Source organism: Pseudomonas cichorii (assembly GCF_019719005.1).
Classification (GTDB): Bacteria; Pseudomonadota; Gammaproteobacteria; order Pseudomonadales; family Pseudomonadaceae; genus Aquipseudomonas; species Aquipseudomonas cichorii_E.
Genome location: NZ_JAIGPJ010000001.1, coordinates 112,073 through 136,309, shown reverse-complemented (window position 1 = coordinate 136,309; position 24,237 = coordinate 112,073). Strand labels below are relative to the sequence as shown.

The following is a 24,237-nucleotide window of genomic DNA, read 5'->3' as shown; positions in this document are numbered from 1 at the left end:
GGTATTGAGTATTTCAGGTTCGCCAAAGAGGAGTCAGGTGAAGAGGAAAAGAAACAGGTATTGGTTTCATCTTCCACGGGTGATCGTAAAACGGGCGTGGTTCGTTCTGTTTCTTATCCAATTGGAATTGTTTATGTCACGGAGGAGATGTTTTCATTTCAGGCACAGCAGATCGTTCAGATCAACAAGGCTTACGATACTCTGACGTCTTCGGTTTATACAAGTCTGGTGCTTCAGACACGGTTAAGTGATTATGTGTCGCAAGTGCGTTTTACTCTTAGCGCCGAGGGCGTGGGAGTTGATACATCTCGTATAACCCAGAAACTCATTGAAACCCATGCCGCTGACCCCATTCAGGGCATTGTGGATGCGTCAGAGCTTTCTATTGGTATGGAGAATGGAGAGTGGAGTGAGCAACTGAGTATCTGGGTGGCTGAATTGACCGATGCCCAGAAGTTGCAACTGAGTCAATTGTATTCAGGGGCAAATAAAGTTTTCATAGGGGATTCAAACCATGACTCACAGATGGGATCTCTTGTCGGGGATTATCTTCACGGTGGAGCGGGGGGGGACAATCTTATCGGTAATGAGGGTAATGATGTTCTGATGGGAGGGGAAGGTAATGACGCAATTTACGGTGGTGTAGGAGACGACATTCTTGTTGGCGGCGTGGGGGCCGATACACTTTCGGGTGATGAGGGCAATGACCTGCTAAATGGTGGGGCAGGTAATGATGATCTGTACGGTGGTGCGGGTTCGGATAAGTATTATTTTAGCCGTGGATGGGGGCAAGATACCATCAGGAATTATGATCTCAGTACCGGGAAACGTGACGTAATCGAATTTTCTGCTGATATTTCGCCTGCCGATATTGAGGTTTCACGTAGCCAATTAGATCTGGTTCTCTCGCTTAGGGGGAGTGCCGACAAGATTACGGTTTATGGCTATTTTTCAAATGATGCGGTTAGCAGTTATCAGCTTGAAGCCATTCAGTTCGCCAATGGTGTCATGTGGGAATTGGAACAAATAAAAGCTTTCGTTTCGGTACCTACGTCTGGAAATGACGTGATATGGGGTTACTCCTCGAACGACGTTTTAAGTGGCGGTCTGGGTGATGACAACCTGTATGGTCAGTCAGGTAACGACACCCTTCAAGGTGGTGCCGGTACTGACAGCCTCTCGGGCGACGCCGGTGACGATACTCTGCTCGGTGAAGCCGGAAATGACTCTCTGTACGGAGGTAGTGGTAACGACCAGTTATCTGGTGGTGAGGGTTCTGACTACCTTTATGGCGACCTGGGCAATGACCAACTGGATGGTGGCCTGGGTAACGATTACCTCTATGGCGGAGAAGGCTCCGACACTTACCGCTTCAGCCGTGGCTGGGGCCAGGACTCGATCAATAACCACGACTCAAGCACCGGCAAGGTCGATGCTATCGAGTTTGCAGCAGATATTCTCCCGACAGATATCGTTGTCACCCGCTCAGGCAATGATCTGCTCCTGTCGCTGAAAAACTCTACGGACAGGATCACGGTTTCCAGCTACTTCCAGAATGATGGTGTTACCCCCTACGTCCTGGAGCAGATCCGTTTTGCTGACGGCACCACCTGGGGCCTCGACCAGATCAAAGCCTTTGCCATCGTCACTACTGACGGCAATGACAATCTCTGGGGTTACGCCACCGATGACACCCTGAGGGGCGGTCTGGGTGATGACAGCCTGTATGGTCAGTCAGGTAACGACACCCTTCAAGGTGGTGCCGGTACGGACAGTCTATCGGGCGAGGCAGGTGACGATACCCTGCTCGGTGAAACCGGAAATGACTATCTGTATGGAGGTACTGGTAACGATCAGTTATCAGGTGGTGAGGGCTCTGACTACCTTTATGGCGACCTGGGCAATGACCAACTGGATGGTGGCCTGGGTAACGATTACCTCTATGGCGGAGAAGGCTCCGACACGTACCTTTTCAGCCGTGGCTGGGGCCAGGACTCGATCAACAACCACGACTCAAGCACCGGCAAGGTCGATGCTATCGAGTTTGCAGCAGATATTCTCCCGACAGATATCATCATCACCCGTTCAGGCAATGAGCTGGTGCTGTCGCTGAAAAACTCTACGGACAGGATCACGGTTTCCAGCTACTTCCAGAATGATGGTGGTACCCCCTACGTCCTGGAGCAGATCCGTTTTGCTGACGGCACCACCTGGGGCCTCGATCAGATCAAAGCCTTTGCCATCGTCACTACTGACGGCAATGACAATCTCTGGGGTTACGCCACTGATGACACCCTGAGCGGCGGTCTGGGTGATGACAACCTGTATGGCCAGTCAGGCAACGACGCGCTTCAAGGTGGTGCCGGTGCTGACAGCCTTTCGGGTGAAGCCGGGGACGACACCTTGCTCGGTGAGGCCGGCAATGACTATCTGTACGGAGGCACTGGTAACGACCAGTTATCTGGTGGTGAGGGGGCTGACTACCTCTATGGTGACCTGGGCAATGACCAACTGGATGGTGGTCTGGGTAACGATTACCTCACTGGTGGAGAAGGCTCCGACACTTACCGCTTCAGCCGTGGCTGGGGCCAGGACTCGATCAACAACTACGACTCAAGTACGGGTAAGACCGATGCTATCGAGTTTGCAGGCGACATTATCCCGAGCGATATTGTTGTCACTCGTTCAGGCAATGATCTGGTTCTGTCACTTAAAAACTCTACTGACAGAATCACGGTTTCCAGCTATTTCCAGAATGATGGCGTTAGCTCCTACATCTTGGAACAGATCCGCTTTGCTGAAGGTACCGTCTGGAGTCTCGATCAGATCAAAGCCCTTACCATCGTCACTACTGACGGCAATGACAATCTCTGGGGCTACGCGACCGATGACACTCTGAGCGGTGGCCAGGGTGATGACAGCCTGTATGGTCAGGCAGGTAACGACACCCTTCAGGGCGGAGCTGGTACCGACAGTCTCTCGGGCGAAGCCGGTGACGATACTCTGCTCGGCGAAGCTGGCAATGACTATCTGTACGGTGGCACTGGTACCGATCAGTTGTCTGGTGGCGAGGGTGCTGATTACCTGACGGGTGGCGATGGCAATGACACCTTGGCAGGCGATGAAGGCAACGACACGCTATATGGCGACTTGGGCAACGACCAACTGGATGGCGGTATTGGCAACGATTATCTGTCTGGCGGAGAAGGTTCCGACACGTACCTTTTCAGCCGTGGCTGGGGCCAGGACTCGATCAACAACTACGATTCAAGCACTGGCAAGATCGATGCTATCGAGTTTGCGGCAGATATTCTCTCGACAGATATCGTTGTCACTCGCTCAGGCACCGACCTGATCCTGTCACTTAAAAACTCTACGGACAGAATCACGGTCTCCAGCTATTTCCAGAATGATGGTGTTACCCCATATGCCCTGGAGCAGATCCGCTTCGCTGACGGCACCACTTGGAATCTCGATCAGATCAAAGCCTTTGCCATCGTCACTACAGACGGCAATGACAATGTCTGGGGTTACGCGACCGATGACACGCTGAGCGGTGGCCTGGGTGATGACAGCCTGTATGGTCAGGCAGGTAACGACACCCTTCAAGGTGGAGCCGGTGCTGACAGTCTCTCGGGCGAAGCCGGTGACGATACTCTGCTCGGTGAAGCTGGCAATGACTATCTGTACGGTGGCACTGGTACCGATCAGTTGTCCGGTGGCGAGGGCTCGGACTACCTGACGGGTGGCGATGGCAATGACACCCTGGCAGGCGATGCAGGCAACGACAACCTTTATGGCGACTCGGGCAACGATCAACTGGATGGCGGTATCGGCAACGATTATCTGACTGGAGGTGATGGCTCCGATACCTACCTCTTCAGCCGTGGCTGGGGTCAGGACTCGATCAACAACTACGACTCAAGTACCGGCAAGACCGACGTTATCGAGTTCGCAGCCGATATTCTTCCTGGCGATATCATCATCACCCGGTCAGGCAATGATCTGGTGCTGTCGCTGAAAAATGCCACTGACAAGGTTACTGTTTCCAGCTACTTCCAGAATGACGGCGATACTCCATACGCTATAGAGCAGATTCGCTTCGCTGACGGTACGCAGTGGAGCGTCGAGCAAGTCAAGATCATGGCTGCTTTTACCAGTACCGACGGCAGTGATGTTCTTACTGGTTACGCCTCTGATGACCGTGTCAGTGGTGGTCTGGGAGGCGACACCCTTAACGGCCTTGCCGGTGACGATGTTCTGAATGGCGATGGCGGTAACGACACCCTGTACGGCGGCATTGGCCAGGACACCTTGAACGGTGGTGCCGGCTCGGATTACCTGTATGGCGAAGACGGTAACGACATCCTGGATGGCGGCACCGGCAACGATACTCTCGACGGTGGTCGTGGCTCCGACACTTATCGGTTTGCCAAGGGCTATGGTCAGGACGTTATCAATAATGGTACCTACTCCGAAACAGCTGCAGACAAGGTTGATGCCATCCAGCTCGATGGCCTCAATCCAGCCGATCTGCGGTTCTCGCGTTCGAGTGACGACCTTGTCATTCAGATCAAGGCGACAGGCGATACCCTGACGGTACGCTCGCATTTCAGTCAGGAAGGCACCACGGCCTATGCAATCGATCAACTGAAGTTTGCCGATGGTTCCGTGTGGGACGGCGCGCAGATCAAGTCTGCCGTTATCCAGGCTTCGGAGGTTGCTGACACCCTTACAGGTTATGCCACAGCCGACAACCTTTCCGGGCAGGACGGGAATGACACGCTCAGTGGCCGTGCAGGCGATGACGTGCTCGACGGCGGTAACGGGGCAGACACCCTGAATGGTGACGAAGGTAACGACACCTTGCTGGGCGGTGCAGGTAATGACTCGCTCAGTGGCGGCTATGGCAATGACGTGCTGGATGGCGGTAGCGGTAACGACTCGCTGGATGGCGGCTCCGGCTCCGATACCTATGTCTTCCGCAAAGGCTCGGGCCAGGACAGCATTTACAACAGCGTCTACAACGAAACTGCGGTGGGGAAGCAGGATGTGATCCGTCTGGAAGGGCTCAACCTGGGCGACATCAGCCTGCGTCGCGAGTCCAGTGATCTGGTCATCCAGATCAAGGAAACCGGCGATACCCTGCGTGTTTCCTCACACTTCTCTCCTGCCAGCACTTACTACAACTACGCCATTGATCAACTGCAATTCGCTGACGGTACGGTCTGGGGCGTGGAGCAAATCAAGGCGTCGCTGCTGACGGGCGGCGAGTTCAACGACACGCTTACCGGTTACGAAACAGACGATACCCTTCAAGGTCTGGCAGGTAATGACACGCTGTATGGTGCCCTTGGCAACGACACTCTGCTGGGAGGTGCCGGGCGCGATACGTTATATGGCGACGACGGTGATGACACGCTGCTCGGCGGTGCCGACAACGACAGTCTGAGTGGCGGAAACGGTAACGATGTTCTGGATGGCGGTGCGGGTAATGACACGCTTGAAGGCGGCAAGGGATCGGACACCTATATCTTCGCCAAAGGGTCTGGCTCCGATGCAATCGATAACTCGACTTACAACGATACGACTGCCAACAAACTCGATGTAGTACGTCTCGATGGCTTGAATGGCGAAGATGTCAGTCTGCGTCGCGAGTCCGATGATCTGATTGTGCAGATTCGTGAGACTGGCGAAACCCTGCGTATCCGTTCGCATTTCAGTGCTGAATCCAGCAACTGGAGTTATGCCATCGATCAACTGCAATTTGCCGACGGAACCGTCTGGGATCGAGCGCAAATTACCGCCAGCCTTCTCAATGGCACTGAAGGCAACGACACCATCACGGGTTATGACACTGCCGATACGCTGTCCGGGTTGGCTGGCAATGACACCCTCAACGGGCGTAATGGCAATGATGTACTCGATGGCGGTGACGGTCGAGATACCCTGAACGGCGAGGCGGGTGATGACACCCTTCTGGGTGGCGCTGGCAATGACACGCTCTCTGGCGGTTCTGGCAACGATATTCTGGACGGCGGCAGCGGCAATGACTCGCTGGACGGCGGCTTTGGCTCCGATACTTACGTGTTCCGCAAAGGTTCGGGCCAGGACACCATCAGCAACTATGCCTACAACGACACTACGCTGAACAAGCTCGATGTTGTCCGTCTGGAAGGCTTGAACGCCGATGACGTGAGTATCCGCCGCGAGTCCGACGATCTGATTATTCAGATCCGTCAAACGGGCGAAACTCTGCGGGTCAGTTCGCATTTCTACAGCGATCAAAGCTATGGCTATGCGATCGATCAGTTGCAGTTCGCTGATGGCACCGTCTGGGACCAGGCCAAAATCACTTCGGCACTTTTGATTGGCACGGAGGGCAGCGACAACATTACCGGCTATGCGACAGCTGATGAGCTGACTGGTCTGGAAGGTGACGACGTATTGAGTGGTCGTGCTGGTGACGACTTGCTCAGCGGTGGTGATGGTCGCGATACCCTCTACGGCGAAGAGGGTAATGACACGCTGCTGGGAGGACTTGGCAACGACACCCTGTCCGGTGGCGCTGGTAACGATACGCTCGATGGCGGTGCCGGTAATGATTCCCTGGAGGGTGGCAAGGGCTCGGATACTTATATCTTCCGCAAGGGCTCCGGTCAGGACACCATCAGCAACTACTCCTATAACGACAGTACGCCCAACAAGCTGGATGTCGTTCGCCTGGAGGGTTTGAATACCAATGATGTCAGTATTCGTCGCGAATCCGACGACCTGCTGATCCAGATTCGCCAGACCGGCGAAACGCTGAGGGTCAGCTCGCATTTCTACAGCGATCAAAGCTATGGCTATGCGATCAACCAGTTGCAGTTTGCCGATGGCACTGTCTGGGACGAGGCGCAGATCACGGCAGCCTTGCTGATTGGTACTGAGGGCGATGACAGCATCACTGGCTACGCGAGTGACGATAACCTCATCGGTCAGTCGGGCAATGACACCCTGAGTGGCCGTGCCGGCGATGACCTGCTTGATGGGGGCGATGGCAAGGACACGCTCTCCGGCGAGGAAGGTAACGATACGCTGCTGGGTGGCGCAGGTAACGATGCTCTGAGCGGTGGAACAGGTAACGACCTGCTTGACGGTGGTGCCGGTAACGACACCCTGGACGGCGGCAAAGGCTCTGACACCTATGTATTCGGCAAGGGTTATGGCCGCGACACGATCAACAACTATGCCTACAACGACACCACGCCGGACAAGCTGGATGTTGTGCGTCTGGAGGGGCTGACCACAGAAGATGTCAGCATTCGTCGCGAGTCTGACGACCTGGTGATCCAGATTCGCCAGACCGGTGAAACCCTGCGGGTCAGCTCGCACTTCTACAGCGATCAAAGCTATGGCTATGCGATCAACCAGTTGCAGTTCGCCGACGGTGTCGTCTGGGATCAGGCTCAGATCACAGCAGCCTTGCTGATCGGCACAGAAATCGACGACAGCATCACTGGTTACGCCAGCGATGATCGTTTGTCCGGTGCTGAAGGTAACGACACCCTCAGTGGCCGTGCTGGTAATGATCTGCTTGAAGGCGGTGGCGGCAAGGACATTCTCTACGGCGAAGACGGCAATGACACTCTGCTGGGTGGCGCAGGTAATGACACGCTGACTGGCGGTTATGGCGATGACACCCTGGACGGCGGCGCTGGTAATGACTCGCTGGATGGCGGCTACGGCTCCGACACCTATGTGTTCCGCAAGGGCTCGGGCCAGGACACCATCAGCAACTACGCCTACAACGACACCACGGCCAACAAGCTTGACGTAATTCGTCTGGAAGGCCTGAATGCTGCCGATGTGGTGATGCGCCGTGAGTCCGATGACCTGATCATCCAGATCAAGGACAGCGGTGAAAGCCTAAGGGTCAGTTCGCATTTCAGCACCAGCGTTCTCTACGGCTATAACATTGACCGGGTTCAGTTTGCCGATGGTACGACGCTGAGCAACGAACAGATTCGTACAGCGTTGCTGAGTGGTAGCGAAGTCGATGAGACCCTTACAGGCTATGAGTCGGCGGACAGTCTGTCCGGCCTGTCGGGCAACGACACCCTGAATGGTCGTGCCGGTGATGACATCCTCGACGGTGGCGATGGCCGTGACACCCTCAACGGTGAAGACGGTAACGACACGTTGCTGGGCGGTGCAGGCAACGACACGCTGACCGGTGGTTATGGCAACGACATTCTGGACGGCGGCGCTGGTAACGACTCGCTGGATGGCGGCTACGGCTCCGACACTTATGTGTTCCGCAAGGGCTCGGGCCAGGACACCATCAGCAACTATTCCTATAACGACACCACGGCCAACAAGCTGGACGTAATCCGTCTGGAAGGCCTGAATGCAGCCGATGTGTTGATGCGCCGTGAGTCCGATGACCTGATCATCCAGATCAAGGACAGCGGTGAAACCTTGCGGGTCGGCTCGCACTTCTACAGCAGTGCGATCTATGGCTATGGCATCGATCAGGTGCAGTTTGCCGATGGCACGGTGTTGACCAATGCCCAGATCAGAGAGGCTCTGCTGACCGGTACCGAAGTCGATGAAACCCTTACAGGTTACGAGTCGGCCGACAGCCTGTTCGGCCTGTCGGGCAACGACACCCTCAATGGTCGTGCCGGTGATGACATCCTCGACGGTGGCGATGGCCGTGACACCTTGAATGGTGACGATGGCAACGACACGCTGCTGGGTGGCGCAGGCAATGACACCCTGACGGGTGGCTATGGCAACGACACTCTGGACGGCGGTAGCGGAAATGATTCGCTGGATGGCGGTTACGGCTCCGACACCTACGTGTTCCGCAAAGGTTCGGGTCAGGACACCATCAATAACTATTCCTACAACGACACCACGGCTAACAAGCAGGACGTGATTCGTCTGGAAGGCCTGAACGCTGCCGATGTGGTGCTGCGCCGTGAGTCTGATGACCTGATCATTCAGATCAAGGAAAGCGGTGAAACCCTGCGGGTCAGCTCGCACTTCTACAGCAGTGCGATCTATGGCTATGGCATTGATCAGTTGCAGTTCGCTGATGGCACGATTCTGACCAATGAGCAGATTCGTACGGCGCTGCTGACCGGTACCGAAGTCGATGAGACCCTTACAGGGTACGATTCGGCAGACAGCCTGTTCGGCCTGTCGGGTAACGACACCCTGAATGGACGTGCTGGTGATGACATTCTCAATGGTGGCGATGGCAATGACACCCTTAACGGTGGAGATGGCAACGACACTCTGGATGGTGGCAGTGGCAATGACTCGTTGAGTGGTGACTACGGTTCCGACACCTATGTGTTCCGCAAGGGCTCAGGCCAGGACACCATCAACAACTACGCCTACAACGACACCACGGCCAACAAACTGGACGTGATTCGTCTGGAAGGGTTGAACGCTGCCGATGTGGTACTGCGCCGTGAGTCCGATGACCTGATCATTCAGATCAAGGACAGTGGCGAAACCCTGCGGGTCAGCTCGCATTTCAGCACCAGCGCTCTCTACGGCTATAACATTGATCAGGTGCAGTTTGCCGATGGTACGGTGCTGAGCAATGAGCAGATTCGTACAGCGCTGCTGACCGGTACGGAAGTCGATGAGACCCTGACAGGGTACGATTCGGCAGACAGTCTGTTCGGCCTGTCGGGCAACGACACCCTGAATGGCCGTGCCGGTGATGACATCCTCAATGGTGGCGATGGCCGTGACACCCTCAATGGTGGAGATGGCAACGACACTCTGGATGGTGGCAGTGGCAATGACTCGTTGAGTGGTGACTATGGCTCCGACACTTATGTGTTCCGCAAGGGCTCAGGCCAGGACACCATCAACAACTACGCCTACAACGACACCACGGCCAACAAACTGGACGTGATTCGTCTGGAAGGCCTGAATGCTGCCGATGTGGTGATGCGCCGTGAGTCCGATGACCTGATCATTCAGATCAAGGACAGTGGCGAAATCCTGCGGGTCAGCGCGCACTTCTACAGCAGTGCCATCTACGGCTATGGCATCGATCAGGTGCAGTTTGCCGACGGTGTGATCTGGAGCAAGGAGGATATCAACACCAATCTGTTCACACCTGCAGTGGTCAGTGCTTTGACTGTCTCCGGCACGGAAGGAAGCGAAACCCTCACCGGTGGCGCCGGTAACGATACGCTCTACGGTTATGGTGGCGACGATGTGCTAGACGGTGGTGCCGGTAATGACCGTCTGGACGGTGGTTCTGGCAATGACACCTATCTGTTTGGCGCAGGCTCGGGCCAGGATACTGTCTCGGCCTATGATCCAGCTCAGAACAAGGTCGATACCGTCAGGCTGGTCGGGCTGAACAGCAGTGATGTGACCGTCTCTCGGGAAAGCAGTGACCTGGTGATCAAGGTCATCGGTACCATGGACAGCCTTCGAGTCAGCAGCCACTTCGTGAGCGATACGACCTATGGCTATCAGATCAGCCAGATTCAGTTTGCCGATGGCAGCATCTGGGATCAGCAGGCCATCAAGGCTCAAGTGCTACAGGGCAGCGATGTCGATCAGTCTCTGTGGGGCTACGCCACCGATGATCTGATCGACGGCGGTGCTGGTGACGATACCGTCAGTGGTGGTGCTGGCAACGACACTCTGGCCGGTGGTTCGGGGGCCGATACCCTGAACGGCGAAGAGGGCAACGATCTGCTGCAAGGCGGATCGGGCAATGACACCCTCAACGGCGGTGCCGGCAACGATGTGCTTGATGGTGGTGCTGGCAATGACCGTCTGGATGGCGGTGCCGGTGACGATACCTACCTGTTCGGCAAGGGCTCAGGCCAGGATACTGTCTCTGCCTATGATCCAGCGCAGAACAAGGTCGATACCATCAAACTGGTCGGGCTGAACAGCAGCGATGTGATTGTCTCCCGTGAAAGCAGTGACCTTGTGATCAGGGTAACCGGTACCACTGACAGCATTCGAGTCAGCAGTCACTTCATCAGCGATGCGACCTATGGCTATCAGATCAACCAGATCCAGTTCGCCGATGGCACTGTCTGGGATCAGCAGGCTATCAAGACCCAGGTGCTGAAGGGGCGTGATGCCGATCAGTCTCTGTGGGGTTATGCCAGCGATGATCTGATCGAGGGTGGTGCGGGTGCCGATACTCTGAACGGTGAGGACGGTAACGATCTGCTGCAAGGCGGGTCGGGCAATGACACCCTCAACGGTGGTGCTGGCAACGATGCGCTTGATGGCGGTTCAGGCAATGACCGTCTGGATGGCGGTGCCGGTAATGATACTTACTTGTTCGGCAAGGGCTCGGGCCAGGATATTGTCTCGGCTTATGATTCAACCCAGAACAAGGTCGATACCGTCCAACTGGTCGGGCTGAACAGCAGCGATGTGATCGTTTCCCGTGAAAGCAGTGACCTTGTGATCAGGGTAATCGGTACCACGGACAGCATTCGAGTCAGCAATCACTTCATCAACGATGCGACCTACGGCTATCAGATCAACCAGATCCAGTTTGCCGATGGTAGCGTCTGGGATCTGCAGGCCATCAAGACCCAGGTGCTGGAAGGGCGTGATGCCGACCAGTCTCTGTGGGGCTACGCCACCGATGATGTGATCGACGGTGGTGCCGGTGATGACAGCCTCAATGGCGGGGCAGGCAACGACAGCCTGTCCGGTGGCTCCGGTGCCGATACCCTGAACGGCGATGAGGGCAACGACCTGCTGCAAGGTGGATCGGGCAACGACACCCTCAACGGCGGTGCTGGCAACGATGTGCTTGATGGCGGCGCAGGCAATGATCGTCTGGATGGTGGTGCCGGTGACGACACCTACCTGTTCGGTAAAGGGGCGGGTCAGGACACCATCTACTACGCCAATGAAAGCCGTGCAGGCAAGCTCGATCAGGTCAAACTGGTTGATCTGAATGCCGCTGATGTCAGCGTGGCGCGTGATGGTTATGACCTGGTGATTCGTATCAACGGCACGACCGACAGCCTGCGTGTTGTTTATCACTTCATGGGTGATGCGACCTCCGGTTATCAGATCGACCGTATCCAGTTCGCCGATGGCAGCGCCTGGGATCAGGACGCGATCAAGACTCAGGTACTGCAAGGCAATGAGGCTGACCAGTCTCTGGCGGGTTACGCCACCGATGACCTGATCGAGGCTGGTGCCGGTGACGACACCCTCAGTGGCGGAGCAGGCAACGACAGCCTGTCCGGTGGCTCAGGTGCCGACACCCTGAACGGCGATGAAGGTAACGATCTGCTGCAAGGCGGAGCGGGCAACGACATCCTCAACGGCGGATCAGGCAATGACATCCTTGATGGTGGTGCTGGCAATGATCGTCTAGACGGCGGTGCCGGTGACGATACCTACCTGTTCGGTAAAGGCTCGGGCCAGGACACCATCTACTACGCCAATGAAAGTCGTGCAGGCAAGCTCGATACCATCAAGCTGGTTGACCTGAATGCAGCGGATGTCAGCGTTGCACGCGATGGCTATGACCTGGTTGTTCGTATCAACAACACGACCGACAGCTTGCGTGTTGTCTATCACTTCATGAGCGACGCCACGGCGGGCTATCAGATCGATCGCATCGAATTTGCCGACGGCAGCTTCTGGGATCAGAGCGCAATCAAGGCGCAAGTGCTTACCAGCACTCCAGCCGATCAGACCCTCACCGGCTTTGCCAGCGATGACCTGATCGATGGCGGTGCAGGCGACGACGCACTCAGTGGCGCAGCAGGCAACGACAGCCTGTCGGGAGGCGATGGTGCCGATACCCTGAATGGCGACGAGGGTAACGATCTGCTGCAAGGCGGATCGGGCAACGACATCCTCTACGGTGGCAGCGGCAATGACATCCTCGATGGCGGTGCTGGCAATGATCGCCTGGATGGCGGTGCCGGTGACGATACCTATCTGTTCGGTAAAGGCTCGGGCCAGGACACCATCTACTACGCCAATGAAAGCCGTGCAGACAAAATCGATCAGGTGAAACTGGTTGGCCTCAATGCTGCCGATGTCAGCGTCGCGCGTGACGGTTATGACCTGGTGATTCGTATCAACGGCACAACCGATACCCTGCGTGTCGTCTATCACTTCATGAGCGATGCCACAGCCGGCTACCAGATTGATCGGATTGGCTTCGCTGACGGCAGTTTCTGGGATCAAACCGCGATCAAGGCGCAAGTGCTGCAAGGGACTGAAGCGGATGAAACCCTGGCCGGTACGGGCAGCGATGACATCATCAATGCCGCTGCGGGTGACGATGTCGTCAACGGCGGCAGCGGCAACGATACCCTTTCGGGCGGTAGCGGTGCCGACACCTTGAATGGCGAGGATGGCAATGACGTGCTGAATGGAGGCGACGGTAAGGACGCTCTCTATGGAGGCAACGGAAACGACCAACTGGATGGTGGCGCCGGCAATGACATGCTGGACGGTGGTGCCGGTGACGACACGTATCTGTTCGGCAAAGGCTCGGGTCAGGACAGCATCTACTACGCCTATGAAAGTCGCGCCGACAAGCTCGATACCGTGAAACTGACCGACTTGAATGCGGTGGATGTGAGTGTGCGTCGTGAGGGTAACGACTTGCTCATTCGCGTGCTGGGTACCACCGACAGTCTGCGAGTGGTGAGCCACTTCACCAACGACGCAACCTATGGTTACCAGATCGACCAGATCCAGTTCGCTGACGGTAGCATCTGGAATCAGGCCGCGATCAAGTCCGCTGTTCTGCAAGGCACCGATGCCGATGAGACACTGGCAGGCACTGCCAGTGACGACAGCATTGATGCGGGTGCAGGTGACGATACCGTCAATGGTGGCAGCGGCAACGATACGCTGTCAGGCAGCAAGGGCGCAGATACGCTCAATGGCGACGCCGGGGATGATCTGTTGCTGGGCGGTCTGGGCAACGACACCCTCAATGGTGGGCTTGGTAACGACATCCTTGATGGCGGTGCAGGCAATGATCGTCTCGATGGCGGAGATGGCGACGATACTTACCTCTTTGCCAAGGGGGCCGGTCAGGACACCATTTACTACGCCTATGAGAATCGTGCAGGCAAGCTCGATACCGTCAAGCTGGTTGATCTGAACGCCGCGGATATCAGCGTGCGTCGTGATGGTAATGACCTGCTCATTCGAGTGCTGGGCAGCACTGATAGCCTGCGCGTTGTTTATCACTTCATGAGTGATGCGACCTATGGTTACCAGATTGATCGCATCCAGTTCGCCGATGGCAGCTTCTGGGATCAGGCAGCCATCAGGAATCAGGTGCTTCAGGGCAGCGAAGCCGAGGAAACCCTGACAGGGACCGACGGTGACGATGTCATCGATGCCGGAGCGGGCGACGATGTCATCAATGGTGCTGCTGGCAACGACACTCTGATGGGCAATGCCGGTGCCGATACGCTGAACGGCGGTGCGGGCAATGATCTGCTGCAGGGCGGTTCGGGCAACGACACGCTCAATGGCGGCACCGGTGATGACATCCTTGATGGCGGCCTGGGCAACGATCAACTCGACGGGGGCGATGGCAACGATACGTATCTGTTCGGCAAGGGGGCGGGTCAGGACACCATTTACTATGCCTATGAAAGTCGTGCCGACAAGCTTGATACCGTAAAACTGACCAACTTGAGCGTGGCAGATGTCAGTGTGCTTCGTGAAGGTAACGACTTGCTCATTCGCGTGCTGGGTAGCACCGATAGCCTGCGTGTAGTCGGCCACTTCACCAGCGATGCAACTTATGGCTACCAGATCGACCGCATCGAGTTTGCCGATGGCACTGTTTGGGATCAGAACCAGATCAAGTTCCGGGTCCTGCAAGGCTCGGACATTGATGAAACCCTCTCGGGAACGTCCAGCAATGACGTGATCGACGCGGGTGCTGGTGACGATACGGTCAATGGCGGCAGTGGTAACGACACTCTCTCAGGCAGCGCTGGCGCTGACACCCTGAACGGCGATGCTGGCGACGACTGGCTGCAAGGAGGCATCGGCAATGACACGCTCTACGGCGGAGACGGCAACGACGTCCTGGACGGCGGTGCAGGCAATGACCAACTGAACGGCGGTAACGGCGACGATACTTACCTGTTCGGTAAAGGCGCAGGCCAGGACACCATCTACTACGCCCATGAAAGCCGTACCGGCAAACTCGATACCGTGAAGCTTGCTGATCTCAACGTGAACGATGTCAGCATCGTTCGTGAGAGCAATGATCTGATCATTCGCGTGAACGGTACGACCGACAGTCTGCGAGTGATGAGTCACTTCTCCGAGGACGCAACAAGCGGCTATCAGATCGACCAGCTGCAATTTGCCGATGGCACGATCTGGAGCCAGTCGCTCATCAAGTCGCACGTACTGCTCGGCAGTACATCCGATCAGACCCTGCGTGGCTACACCAGTGACGATGTCATCAGCGCTGGCGATGGCGATGACAGTCTCTTTGGTGATGCCGGGAATGACAACCTGACCGGCGGTGCCGGTGCCGATACGCTGTATGGCGACGCAGGCAACGATAACCTCTTCGGTGATGCCGGCAACGACACGCTCTATGGTGGGACGGGCAATGACGTGCTCAATGGCGGAGCTGGCAATGACTACCTCAGCGGTGGTGATGGCAGTGATACCTACGAGTTCGGCATCGGTTCGGGCAGAGACACCATCAGCAACTACGACACCGGCAGCAGCACGGATGTGTTGCAGTTCGGTGCCGATGTCAGCCTGGAAGACCTGTGGTTCCGTCGCAGTGGCAACGATCTGGAAGTCAGCATCATCGACACTAATGACAAAGTGCTGGTGAGCAATTGGTACGCGGCCAACGACTACCAGGTGGATCAGTTCAAAACGGCCGATGGCAAAACCTTGCTCGACAGCCAGGTACAAAACCTGGTCGACAGCATGGCGTCATTCGGAGTCGATGCAGGAGCAGAGAGAAACCTGACGGCTGCACAACAAACGCAACTGGAGGCAGTGCTGGCTGCTAACTGGCAGTAAGTATTGGGAAGAGGTGTGCCGGTAACGGTGCACCTCTTTTTAAAGAGAGTTGAAGGTTTGTGCGTTCAGATAGGCTTTCGTGTGTGGAAGAGTTTCTTGATTTAAATAAATCGTCAGTCCGTAAAGCTTTATGAAAACTTAAGGAGTTTTTATGCAAACAGGAAATGTTGAAGCTCGAGATAACTCATCTGAGGTCTGGTGTGATAGGTGCGCAAAAGATGGGCAGCGAAAAGGAACCTTTACAATGACAGGAGATGCTTCTGTTCAACCTTGCCAAAGACCAAGCTGTGATGATCCGCAGGCAGAAATGAAAACCAGGAAAAAATGACCGTGTCTGGTGAGCGTTATTTAAGATTCGCTCACCAAATTTTTTGAACTGTGATTCTGTGCAGTTTCATACTAACCCCTGAATTGATGCATCCAATCTGATCCGCATTTTTCTCCATCACCTGAATCTGTACCGAAATCCACCCTCACCTCACAATCTCCACACCGCAGCGCTCCCCGAGTCATCTGCCACGCGCTGTATCGCAACTCTGTCCCTGTAGGAGGCCTGAGATGGCTAAGCTTGCATTCTTCCTGATTGGTTTTTTGATCCTGACCATCGGCATTGGTCTGCTGGGTACCATTTCGCCTTTGTAAGCGGGGGAATTCCGGGACATTTCCGGGTGTTTGCGAAAGAGATTATTACTCTGAAAATCTCTTCTGCATCGTTGAATTCTGTCGTGTGTTGGCATTCTTTGTCGTTTACAAGCATGCTTTTCGGTATTTCCGAAAATTCACATTCAAAACAGACATAGTACAAAAGCTCTATTCAATCAAACGCTTGATTGCATATGGCTACCATCCTGTTTACGATGAATCTTCTTTCTAAACGCATGGAGCGACTTGATGAAGATTGTCCACAAGGCTGGCCTTGCCGCAGCTTTCGTACTGTTCTGTACCACCAGTTTATTGTCGGTGACGCAGGTCGCAAAGGTTCGTGACACTCTTCACAGTCAGGTATCGGCAAGCATTGCCGAATCGAGCAATACGCTGGCCAGACAGATTGAGAACTGGCTGAACTCCAAGCTCAAACTCATGGATCTGTTGAGCCAGAATATCGACAGCAATTACAGCGCCGAGAACCTTCAGCACCTGATTGGCAGCCCTCTGCTCAAGGACGAGTTCATTCTGGTTTTTGGTGCCTTGCAAAGCGATGGCAAGCCCATCAAGAACCTGGATTCCTGGAAGCCAAAGCCTGAATGGGATGGCCGCACGCGTCCCTGGTATGCGACGGGCAAGGCGACCGGGCAGGCTGTGCTCACTGAACCCTATGTCGACTCCACAACCGGAGAGACGCTGATTTCTGCGGTTACGCCATTGCGCAATGCGGGTGAGTTTCTTGGTGTGATCGGCGGCGATGTCCGCTTGAAAAGCGTGTCCGATACGATCAATACCATGGACTTCAATGGTGCCGGTTACGCTTTTCTGATGAGCAGTAGCGGCAACATCATTTCTCACCCGAACAGTGCTTTGAATGGCAAGAGCTACAGCGAGCTGTTCGAGGGCAAGAGCCCGGTTCTGGAAAACAGGCTGCAGCCGGTCAGCGCCTCAGGCAAGGACCTGCTGGTGTCTTTCACTCCGCTGTCCAACCTCAAGGGCATGAACTGGTACATCGGCGTCGTACTGGATAACAGTATCGTCATGGCCGAGGCCAATAGCCTGAGCTGGCGAGCTGCTATTGCCACGCTGCTGGGTGTTCTGATCAGCTTGCTGGTGCTGGGCGCGCTGATGAAGCGGCTGCTCAAGCCCCTTGATCTGCTTCACACCTCCTTGCGGGAAATCAACAGCGGTGAGGGCGATCTGACCCGACGCTTGCCTGACTCCGGCAATGATGAAATTGCCTTGTTGTCCCGTGAATTCAATCGCTTCATGGAAAGCCTGCAAACCCTCATCGTGCAGGTGATGGGCAGCTCGAAGCAGGTTCATGAAAGCACCAACCGGACTTCCGGCGAAGCCAATCAGGCCGATGGCCGCCTGCAACGACAACTGCAGGAACTCGATCAATTGGCTACTGCAATGCAGGAGATGGCTTCTACGGCCGAAGAGGTGGCGCGTAACGCTCAGGCAGCGGCTCAGGCGGCGCTCTCTGCCAATGATGAGGTCGACAGCGGTGTGCGTGTGGTGTCGCGTTCGACCAATGCCATCAAGAACCTGGCCGTGGAGATGGATGAGGCCAGCCAGGCGATTACCGAACTAGCCAGGCTCAGCCAGAATATCGAGTCGATTCTGTCGGTGATCAACAGCATTGCCGAGCAGACCAACCTGCTTGCCCTGAACGCGGCCATCGAAGCGGCACGTGCAGGTGAGTCCGGGCGTGGTTTTGCGGTGGTTGCCGACGAGGTGCGTTCCCTGGCCTCGCGTACTCAGCAATCGACCCAGGAAATTCGTCAGATGATCGATCAGTTGCAGACCGGCGTTAAGCAAGCCGAGTCGCGTATGCAACTGAACCGCGACAGTGCCAGCAAGACCGCTGAAGAGGCGGGCGCGGCCAATGAAATGCTGACGGATATCCGTCAGGCAATCATCCGCATCAATGACATGAACATGCAGATCGCCACTGCCGCAGAACAGCAGAGCGCGACCACTGAAGAGATCAATCTCAATACCACCAATATCCGCGACATCAGCCATGAAGTGGCGGCCAGTGCCGAAATTCAGGTGCGCCAGTGTGCTTTGATGGTGGAGCAGGTCGATCAGCAGGATCGTTTGCTGAGGCGTTTCAATGTCTGAGGTTTAGCTTGTAGAGACGGTGTACGTCAGTCGGTGGTTGGGAACCGTGGGAGGGGCCTTGGCCGCGACAGCCAGTTTGAAGGCGCCGAAAATGTACGCCTTAAACACGCTGGGCAGTTGACTTGGGTGGGCATGTCTGTGAAAGCATTCATGCCCACTGCCACTCATGCTCAAGGACTCGCACATTGAAACTCTTGCCCATCCTGCTTCTGGCCTTATTGCCTCTGACCGCACAGGCTTTGCAAGTCGGTGAGCGGCTGACACCCTGGACGCTGCTCGACCAGCACGATCAGCCTTATACCCTGAACAACCAGACTCAGACGCTATTGGTCGCCCGCAGCATGGACGCAGCCAAGCTGGTCAATGTAGCGCTCAAGGACAAGCCCAAGGGTTTTCTGGAGTCTCGGCAAACCGTATTTGTGGCCGATATCCAGAAGATGCCCAGTTTGATTGCCAGCCTGTTTGCGATCCCCAAGATGCGTAACTATTCCTACCGCGTCATCCTCGACCGCGATGCGCGCATCGTGCCGCAGTATGCGGGGGATGAAGACAAGGTGCTGTGGTTGCAGTTGCGCGACGGGCAACTGGTGAGCCAGCAACAGTTCAGCAGTGCCGAGCAGTTACTGGCCGCGCTTGAACGGCAAGGTCAGTGATCGCGTAGCGGCCGGTCCAGATCACCGGAGAACAGTTCGTCCTCGGCATCCGGGCTGACCGGAATCGCATGTTCTTCGGACGCCCAGGCGCCCAGGTCGATCAGCTTGCAGCGGTCGGAGCAGAACGGTCGGGCAGGGCTGGCGGTGCTCCATTCCACCGGGGCGCCACAGGTCGGGCATTGGACGATTGTTGGTTGGCTCACGATTGGCCTCCGGGCAAAGTAAGAAAAAAGTGATGCAGGCGTTCGACTTCGCTTTTCAGCCATGCCGGGTCGCGATCGTTGGTCAGCACATTGTCGGCGTGGCGCAGGCGCTCTTCACGTTGCGCCTGGACCTTGAGAATGGCCTGGACCTGCTCCTGACTGGAGCCGTCGCGCTGCATGGTGCGTTCTACTTGCAGGTTTTCGGGAGCATCGATCACCAGAACCCGTTGCACCATCTTGTATTGCCCGGACTCGATCAGCAGCGGCGAAACCAGAATCGCATAAGGCGATTGCGCCTGGGCCAGATAGCTGACGATCTCCTGATTGATCAGCGGATGCAGCAGGGCCTCCAGCCAGCGCCGTTCTTCAGGGTGCTGGAAAATCCGTGCGCGCAGAGCGCCGCGGTCCAGCTCACCGCTGGCTTGAAGCACATCGCTGCCGAAGTGCTCGGCAATCTTCGCCAGCGCCGGACGTCCGGGCTCGACCACCCAGCGGGCAACATGGTCGGCATCCACGGTATGGATGCCCAGGTCGATAAAGCACTGTGCTGCCGCACTTTTACCGCTACCGATGCCGCCTGTCAGGCCAAGAATCCAAGGTTTGAAAGCAGGGTTGGTCATTTGAAACCGGCAAACTGCAAATAGGAGTCGGTTATTTGACCACCCCAGAGCAAAGCGATCCACCCCGCAATGGCCAGATAGGGACCGAAGGGAATCGGCGTCCCCGCCTCGACCTGGCGAATGCGCATCAGAATCACGCCCAGCACAGCGCCCACCAGCGACGATAAAAGGATCGTCAACGGCAGGATCTGCCAGCCGCCCCAGGCCCCGAGCATCCCCAGCAACTTGAAGTCGCCATAGCCCATGCCTTCCTTGCCGGTCAGCAGCTTGAATAGCCAGAACACCGACCATAACGCCAGATAGCCGGCCACGGCTCCCCAGATGGCATCGTTGAGGGATGTGAACAGGCCAAAGGCATTGACGATAAGCCCTAGCCATAACAAGGGCAGAACCAGAGAGTCCGGCAGTAACTGGTGATCGGCATCGATCAGGCTCATGGCCAACAAGCCCCAGCTCAGCACCAGCATCGCCGCAGCCTGCCAGCCAAAACCGAAATGCCAGGCGATATAGGCTGATAACACTCCGCAAGTCAGCTCGACCAGTGGGTAGCGCTTGCTGATGGGGGTCTTGCAGTTCGAGCATTTACCGCCAAGGGCCAGATAACTGATGACCGGAATGTTTTCCCAGGCGCGAATCCGATGGTTGCATTGCGGGCAGCTGGAATGCGGAAGGATCAGGTTGAACGTGTCTGGCTTGGGTTCGGCGGGCAGCTCCAGTATTTCCCGTGCCTGAATCTTCCAGTCGCGATCCATCATTTTGGGCAGTCGATAAACCACCACATTCAGGAAGCTGCCAACCAGCAGGCCTAGAACAGAGGTGAAAATGACGAAGGCCAGCACGGAGCTGGCCAGGAAATCGAGAAGGGGCATATCAGACGACGTTTCCGAGTTTGAAGATAGGCAAGTACATGGCAAGCACCAGGCCTCCCACGATAACGCCGAGTACTGCCATGATCATCGGCTCCATGAGGCTGGTCAGGCTGTCGACCATATTATCGACTTCGTCCTCGTAGTAAGTCGCAACCTTGTCGAGCATGGAATCCAGAGCGCCGGATTCTTCACCAATCGCGGTCATCTGAATGGCCAGGCTCGGGAATACATTCACTGAACGCATGGAGAAGTTCAGTTGCATACCGGTTGAAACGTCTTGCTTGATCTTGTTGACCGCATTCTTGAACACCACATTGCCGGTAGCGCCGGCTACCGAGTCAAGTGCTTCCACCAGCGGAACACCTGCTGCGAAGGTTGTTGCAAGGGTTCGTGAGTAGCGGGCTACGGAAGATTTGAAAATCAGCGGGCCAATGATCGGAACTTTCAACAGGAATCTGTCGATACGGTCACGAAAGTTCTGAGATTGCTTGTAGGCTCGTTTGAACATGAAAAAGCCCACAAAAAAAAGACCGACGATGGCCAGCCACCAATTTTGCACGATCTCTGATAGCCCGATGACCATCAAGGTAAAGGCGGGAAGGTCTGCTCCGAAGTTTGCAAATACCGACTGAAATTGCGGCACGACCTTGATCAGCAAAATACCCGAAACAATCACCGCTACAAACATGACTGCGATGGGGTAGGTCATGGCCTTCTTGATCTTGGACTTGAGTGCCTCGGTCTTCTCCTTATAGGTGGCAACCCGATCCAGCAGACTTTCAAGGGCTCCGGCCTGCTCGCCTGCATCCACCAGGTTGCAATACAGGTCGTCAAAGTATTCGGGCTTTTGCCGCAGGGCCGTTGCCAGGCTGTTACCCGCCGACACTTCCTGCTTCAGGAAGTCCACCAGCGCCCGCATGTTCGGGTTTTCGGCACCCTCGCTGATGATGTCGAAGGATTGCAGCAACGGAACCCCCGCTTTCATCATCGTTGCCATTTGCCTTGAGAAAAAGGCGATATCCAGAGGTTTGATTTTCTTGCCGTTGCCGAATATCGAGACGGACTTTTTCCGCACCTTGGTGGGGTTGATGCCTTGCTTGCGCAGTTGTGCCTTGATGAGTGCCGGGTTATGGCCACTCAACTCTCCACTCATTTTCGAGCCTTTCTTGTCCAGGCCTTCCCAGGTGTAAACAGTGACTTTGACTGCTTTGCTAGCCATGTTTAATCCTTGGTCACGCGGTTGACTTCTTCAAGACTGGTGATGCCCTGCATCGCTTTATGCAAGCCCGAGGTGCGCAGGTCATTGAAACCGTCCTTGCGCATCTGTTTTGAAATTTCCAGTGAGTTACCTTCTTCCATGATGATGCGTTCCAGCTCCGGGGTTTTCTTGACCACTTCGTAAATACCGACCCGGCCTCTGTAGCCGCCATTACAGTGGTCACAGCCTACTGGGCCATAGATCTTGAACTTGCCGATTTCCGATTCCGGGAAACCTTCCTTGAGCAGTGTTTCCCGTGGCACATCGATCTCTTTCTTGCAATGAGGGCAGAGTTTACGGGCCAGTCGCTGTGCAATGATCAGGTTGATGGCCGTGGCAATGTTAAAGGCCGCGACACCCATATGATGCAGGCGAGTCAGTGTTTCCGCCGCGCTATTGGTGTGCAGGGTGGACAGCACCATATGGCCGGTCTGGGAGGCCTTGATGGCGATTTCGGCGGTTTCCAGGTCGCGGATCTCGCCCACCATGATCACATCCGGGTCCTGACGCAGAAAGGCCCGCAGTGCCTGGGAAAAGTCCATGCCCTGACGTGGGTTAACGTTGACCTGGTTGATGCCCTCGAGGTTGATCTCCACCGGGTCTTCTGCGGTAGAGATATTGATATCCACAGTATTGAGGATATTCAGGCCGGTATAGAGCGAAACGGTTTTACCCGAGCCGGTTGGGCCGGTGACCAGAATCATGCCTTGTGGCTGTTTGAGTGCTTCCAGGTACAAGGCCTTTTGCTCCGGCTCATACCCCAGCGCATCGATGCCCATCTGGGCGCTGGTAGGATCAAGGATCCGCATCACGATCTTTTCGCCCCACAGCGTTGGTAGGGTGTTCATACGAAAATCGATGGCTTTGCTTTTGGACACTCGCAGTTTTACCCGGCCATCCTGAGGTTTACGCCGCTCCGATATATCCAGGCTCGCCATGACTTTCAGGCGTGCGGCAATCCGGCTGGCCAGATGGATAGGGGGCCTGGCGGCCTCGTGCAAGATGCCATCGGTACGAAAGCGCACGCGAAAGACCTTTTCATAAGGCTCGAAGTGCAAGTCCGAGGAGCCCATACGGATGGCATCCATCAGCATCTTGTTGACGAAGCGCACTACGGGCGCGTCGTCGGCGTCGTCTTTTCCAGAGATCGAGGTTTCTTTGGCGTTATCGGCCTGCTCGATATCCAGACCCAGATCGACATCGGCCATTTCTCCCAGACCCATGCCTGTGTCAAAGAGTTTTTCGATGGCATCGCTGAGTTTGTCGTCTTCAACCAGAATCGCTTCGGTATTGAGGCCTGTGCTGAACTGGATATCGGTGACGGCCTGATGATTGGTGGGGTCCGATACACCCACGAACAGTTTGTTGCCGCGCCGCCATAAAGGCAGGGCATGATGCTGGCGTACCAGCTTTTCACTGACCAGTCCCTTGGGCTGGCTTTCTTTATCCAGGCAGTTGAGGTCGAGGAATGGCACACCGAATTGATCGGATGCCAGCTCTGCCAGCACCAGGCTTTTGACCAGTTTGTTCTGTACCAGATAGCTGACCAGCGAAATCTTGTCGCGCCGTGCCTGTTGGTAAGCCTGCTGCGCAGTTTTTTCAGTAAGAAGCTCGGCTTCGACCAATTGCTTGGCCAGACCGGTGAGGACGACATCAGACATAAAACCACCAGACACAGACAGTGTGAGGTTTATAGCGCAGTCGGGCTTTGCTGCCAAATGGCAGTGTGGCATGTGACGAAAATTGTCAGTTTCTGATGATTTCGGTGGTCGCAAAGAGCACTTATGGCTGGTTTTGGTCAATCAATTG

General features: G+C 55.7%; 8 protein-coding genes and 1 pseudogene. 4 read left to right on the top strand and 5 right to left on the bottom strand.

Going from position 1 to position 24,237, the window contains the following annotated elements; genetic code table 11:
• The first annotated feature begins 228 nt into the window (after positions 1-228).
• From K5D32_RS00595 to K5D32_RS00585, 4 genes and pseudogenes are all read left to right on the top strand, one after another.
• Positions 229-16,050, top strand: a complete 15,822-nt coding sequence (locus tag K5D32_RS00595; protein WP_409372853.1) for a calcium-binding protein — start codon at positions 229-231, stop codon at positions 16,048-16,050.
• A gap of 891 nt (positions 16,051-16,941) precedes the next feature.
• Positions 16,942-17,967 (top strand): annotated as a pseudogene (locus K5D32_RS26165) (cache domain-containing protein); the annotation flags it as partial.
• Positions 17,965-18,825, top strand: a complete 861-nt coding sequence (locus K5D32_RS26160; RefSeq protein WP_409372852.1) for a methyl-accepting chemotaxis protein — start codon at positions 17,965-17,967, stop codon at positions 18,823-18,825. The pseudogene K5D32_RS26165 and the gene K5D32_RS26160, both read left to right, overlap by 3 nt.
• Positions 18,826-19,010: 185 nt before the next feature.
• A complete protein-coding gene (locus tag K5D32_RS00585) occupies positions 19,011-19,478 on the top strand; it encodes a hypothetical protein (protein WP_221539810.1) in 468 nt (155 codons plus the stop codon).
• Here the strand turns inward: K5D32_RS00585 and yacG are convergent.
• From yacG to pilB, 5 genes are read right to left on the bottom strand one after another with little or no spacing between them, the layout of a single operon-like run.
• Entirely contained in the window at positions 19,472-19,681 is a 210-nt protein-coding gene (gene yacG, locus K5D32_RS00580; protein ID WP_221578323.1) for a DNA gyrase inhibitor YacG, read from the bottom strand. The genes K5D32_RS00585 and yacG overlap by 7 nt on opposite strands.
• A complete protein-coding gene (coaE, locus tag K5D32_RS00575; RefSeq protein ID WP_221598999.1) occupies positions 19,678-20,301 on the bottom strand; it encodes a dephospho-CoA kinase in 624 nt (207 codons plus the stop codon). The genes yacG and coaE overlap by 4 nt, the downstream gene beginning before the upstream one ends.
• Positions 20,298-21,170, bottom strand: a complete 873-nt coding sequence (locus K5D32_RS00570; RefSeq protein WP_221539815.1) for an A24 family peptidase — start codon at positions 21,168-21,170, stop codon at positions 20,298-20,300. Before K5D32_RS00570 ends, coaE begins: the two co-directional genes overlap by 4 nt.
• A 1-nt stretch (position 21,171) precedes the next feature.
• A complete protein-coding gene (locus tag K5D32_RS00565) occupies positions 21,172-22,389 on the bottom strand; it encodes a type II secretion system F family protein (RefSeq protein ID WP_221598998.1) in 1,218 nt (405 codons plus the stop codon).
• Positions 22,390-22,391: 2 nt separating this feature from the next.
• Positions 22,392-24,089 (bottom strand): type IV-A pilus assembly ATPase PilB, encoded by a 1,698-nt coding sequence (gene pilB / locus K5D32_RS00560; RefSeq protein ID WP_221598997.1) that lies wholly within the window; start codon positions 24,087-24,089, stop codon positions 22,392-22,394.
• Positions 24,090-24,237: the final 148 nt, after the last annotated feature.

What these genes read in the sequence shown, in the direction of transcription:
- K5D32_RS26160 (WP_409372852.1), top strand. Translation starts at nt 17,965, where the DNA reads ATGGAAAGCCTGCAAACCCTCATCGTGCAGGTGATGGGCAGCTCGAAG.
- coaE (WP_221598999.1), bottom strand. Translation starts at nt 20,301, where the DNA reads ATGACCAACCCTGCTTTCAAACCTTGGATTCTTGGCCTGACAGGCGGC.
- K5D32_RS00570 (WP_221539815.1), bottom strand. Translation starts at nt 21,170, where the DNA reads ATGCCCCTTCTCGATTTCCTGGCCAGCTCCGTGCTGGCCTTCGTCATT.
- K5D32_RS00565 (WP_221598998.1), bottom strand. Translation starts at nt 22,389, where the DNA reads ATGGCTAGCAAAGCAGTCAAAGTCACTGTTTACACCTGGGAAGGCCTG.
- pilB (WP_221598997.1), bottom strand. Translation starts at nt 24,089, where the DNA reads ATGTCTGATGTCGTCCTCACCGGTCTGGCCAAGCAATTGGTCGAAGCC.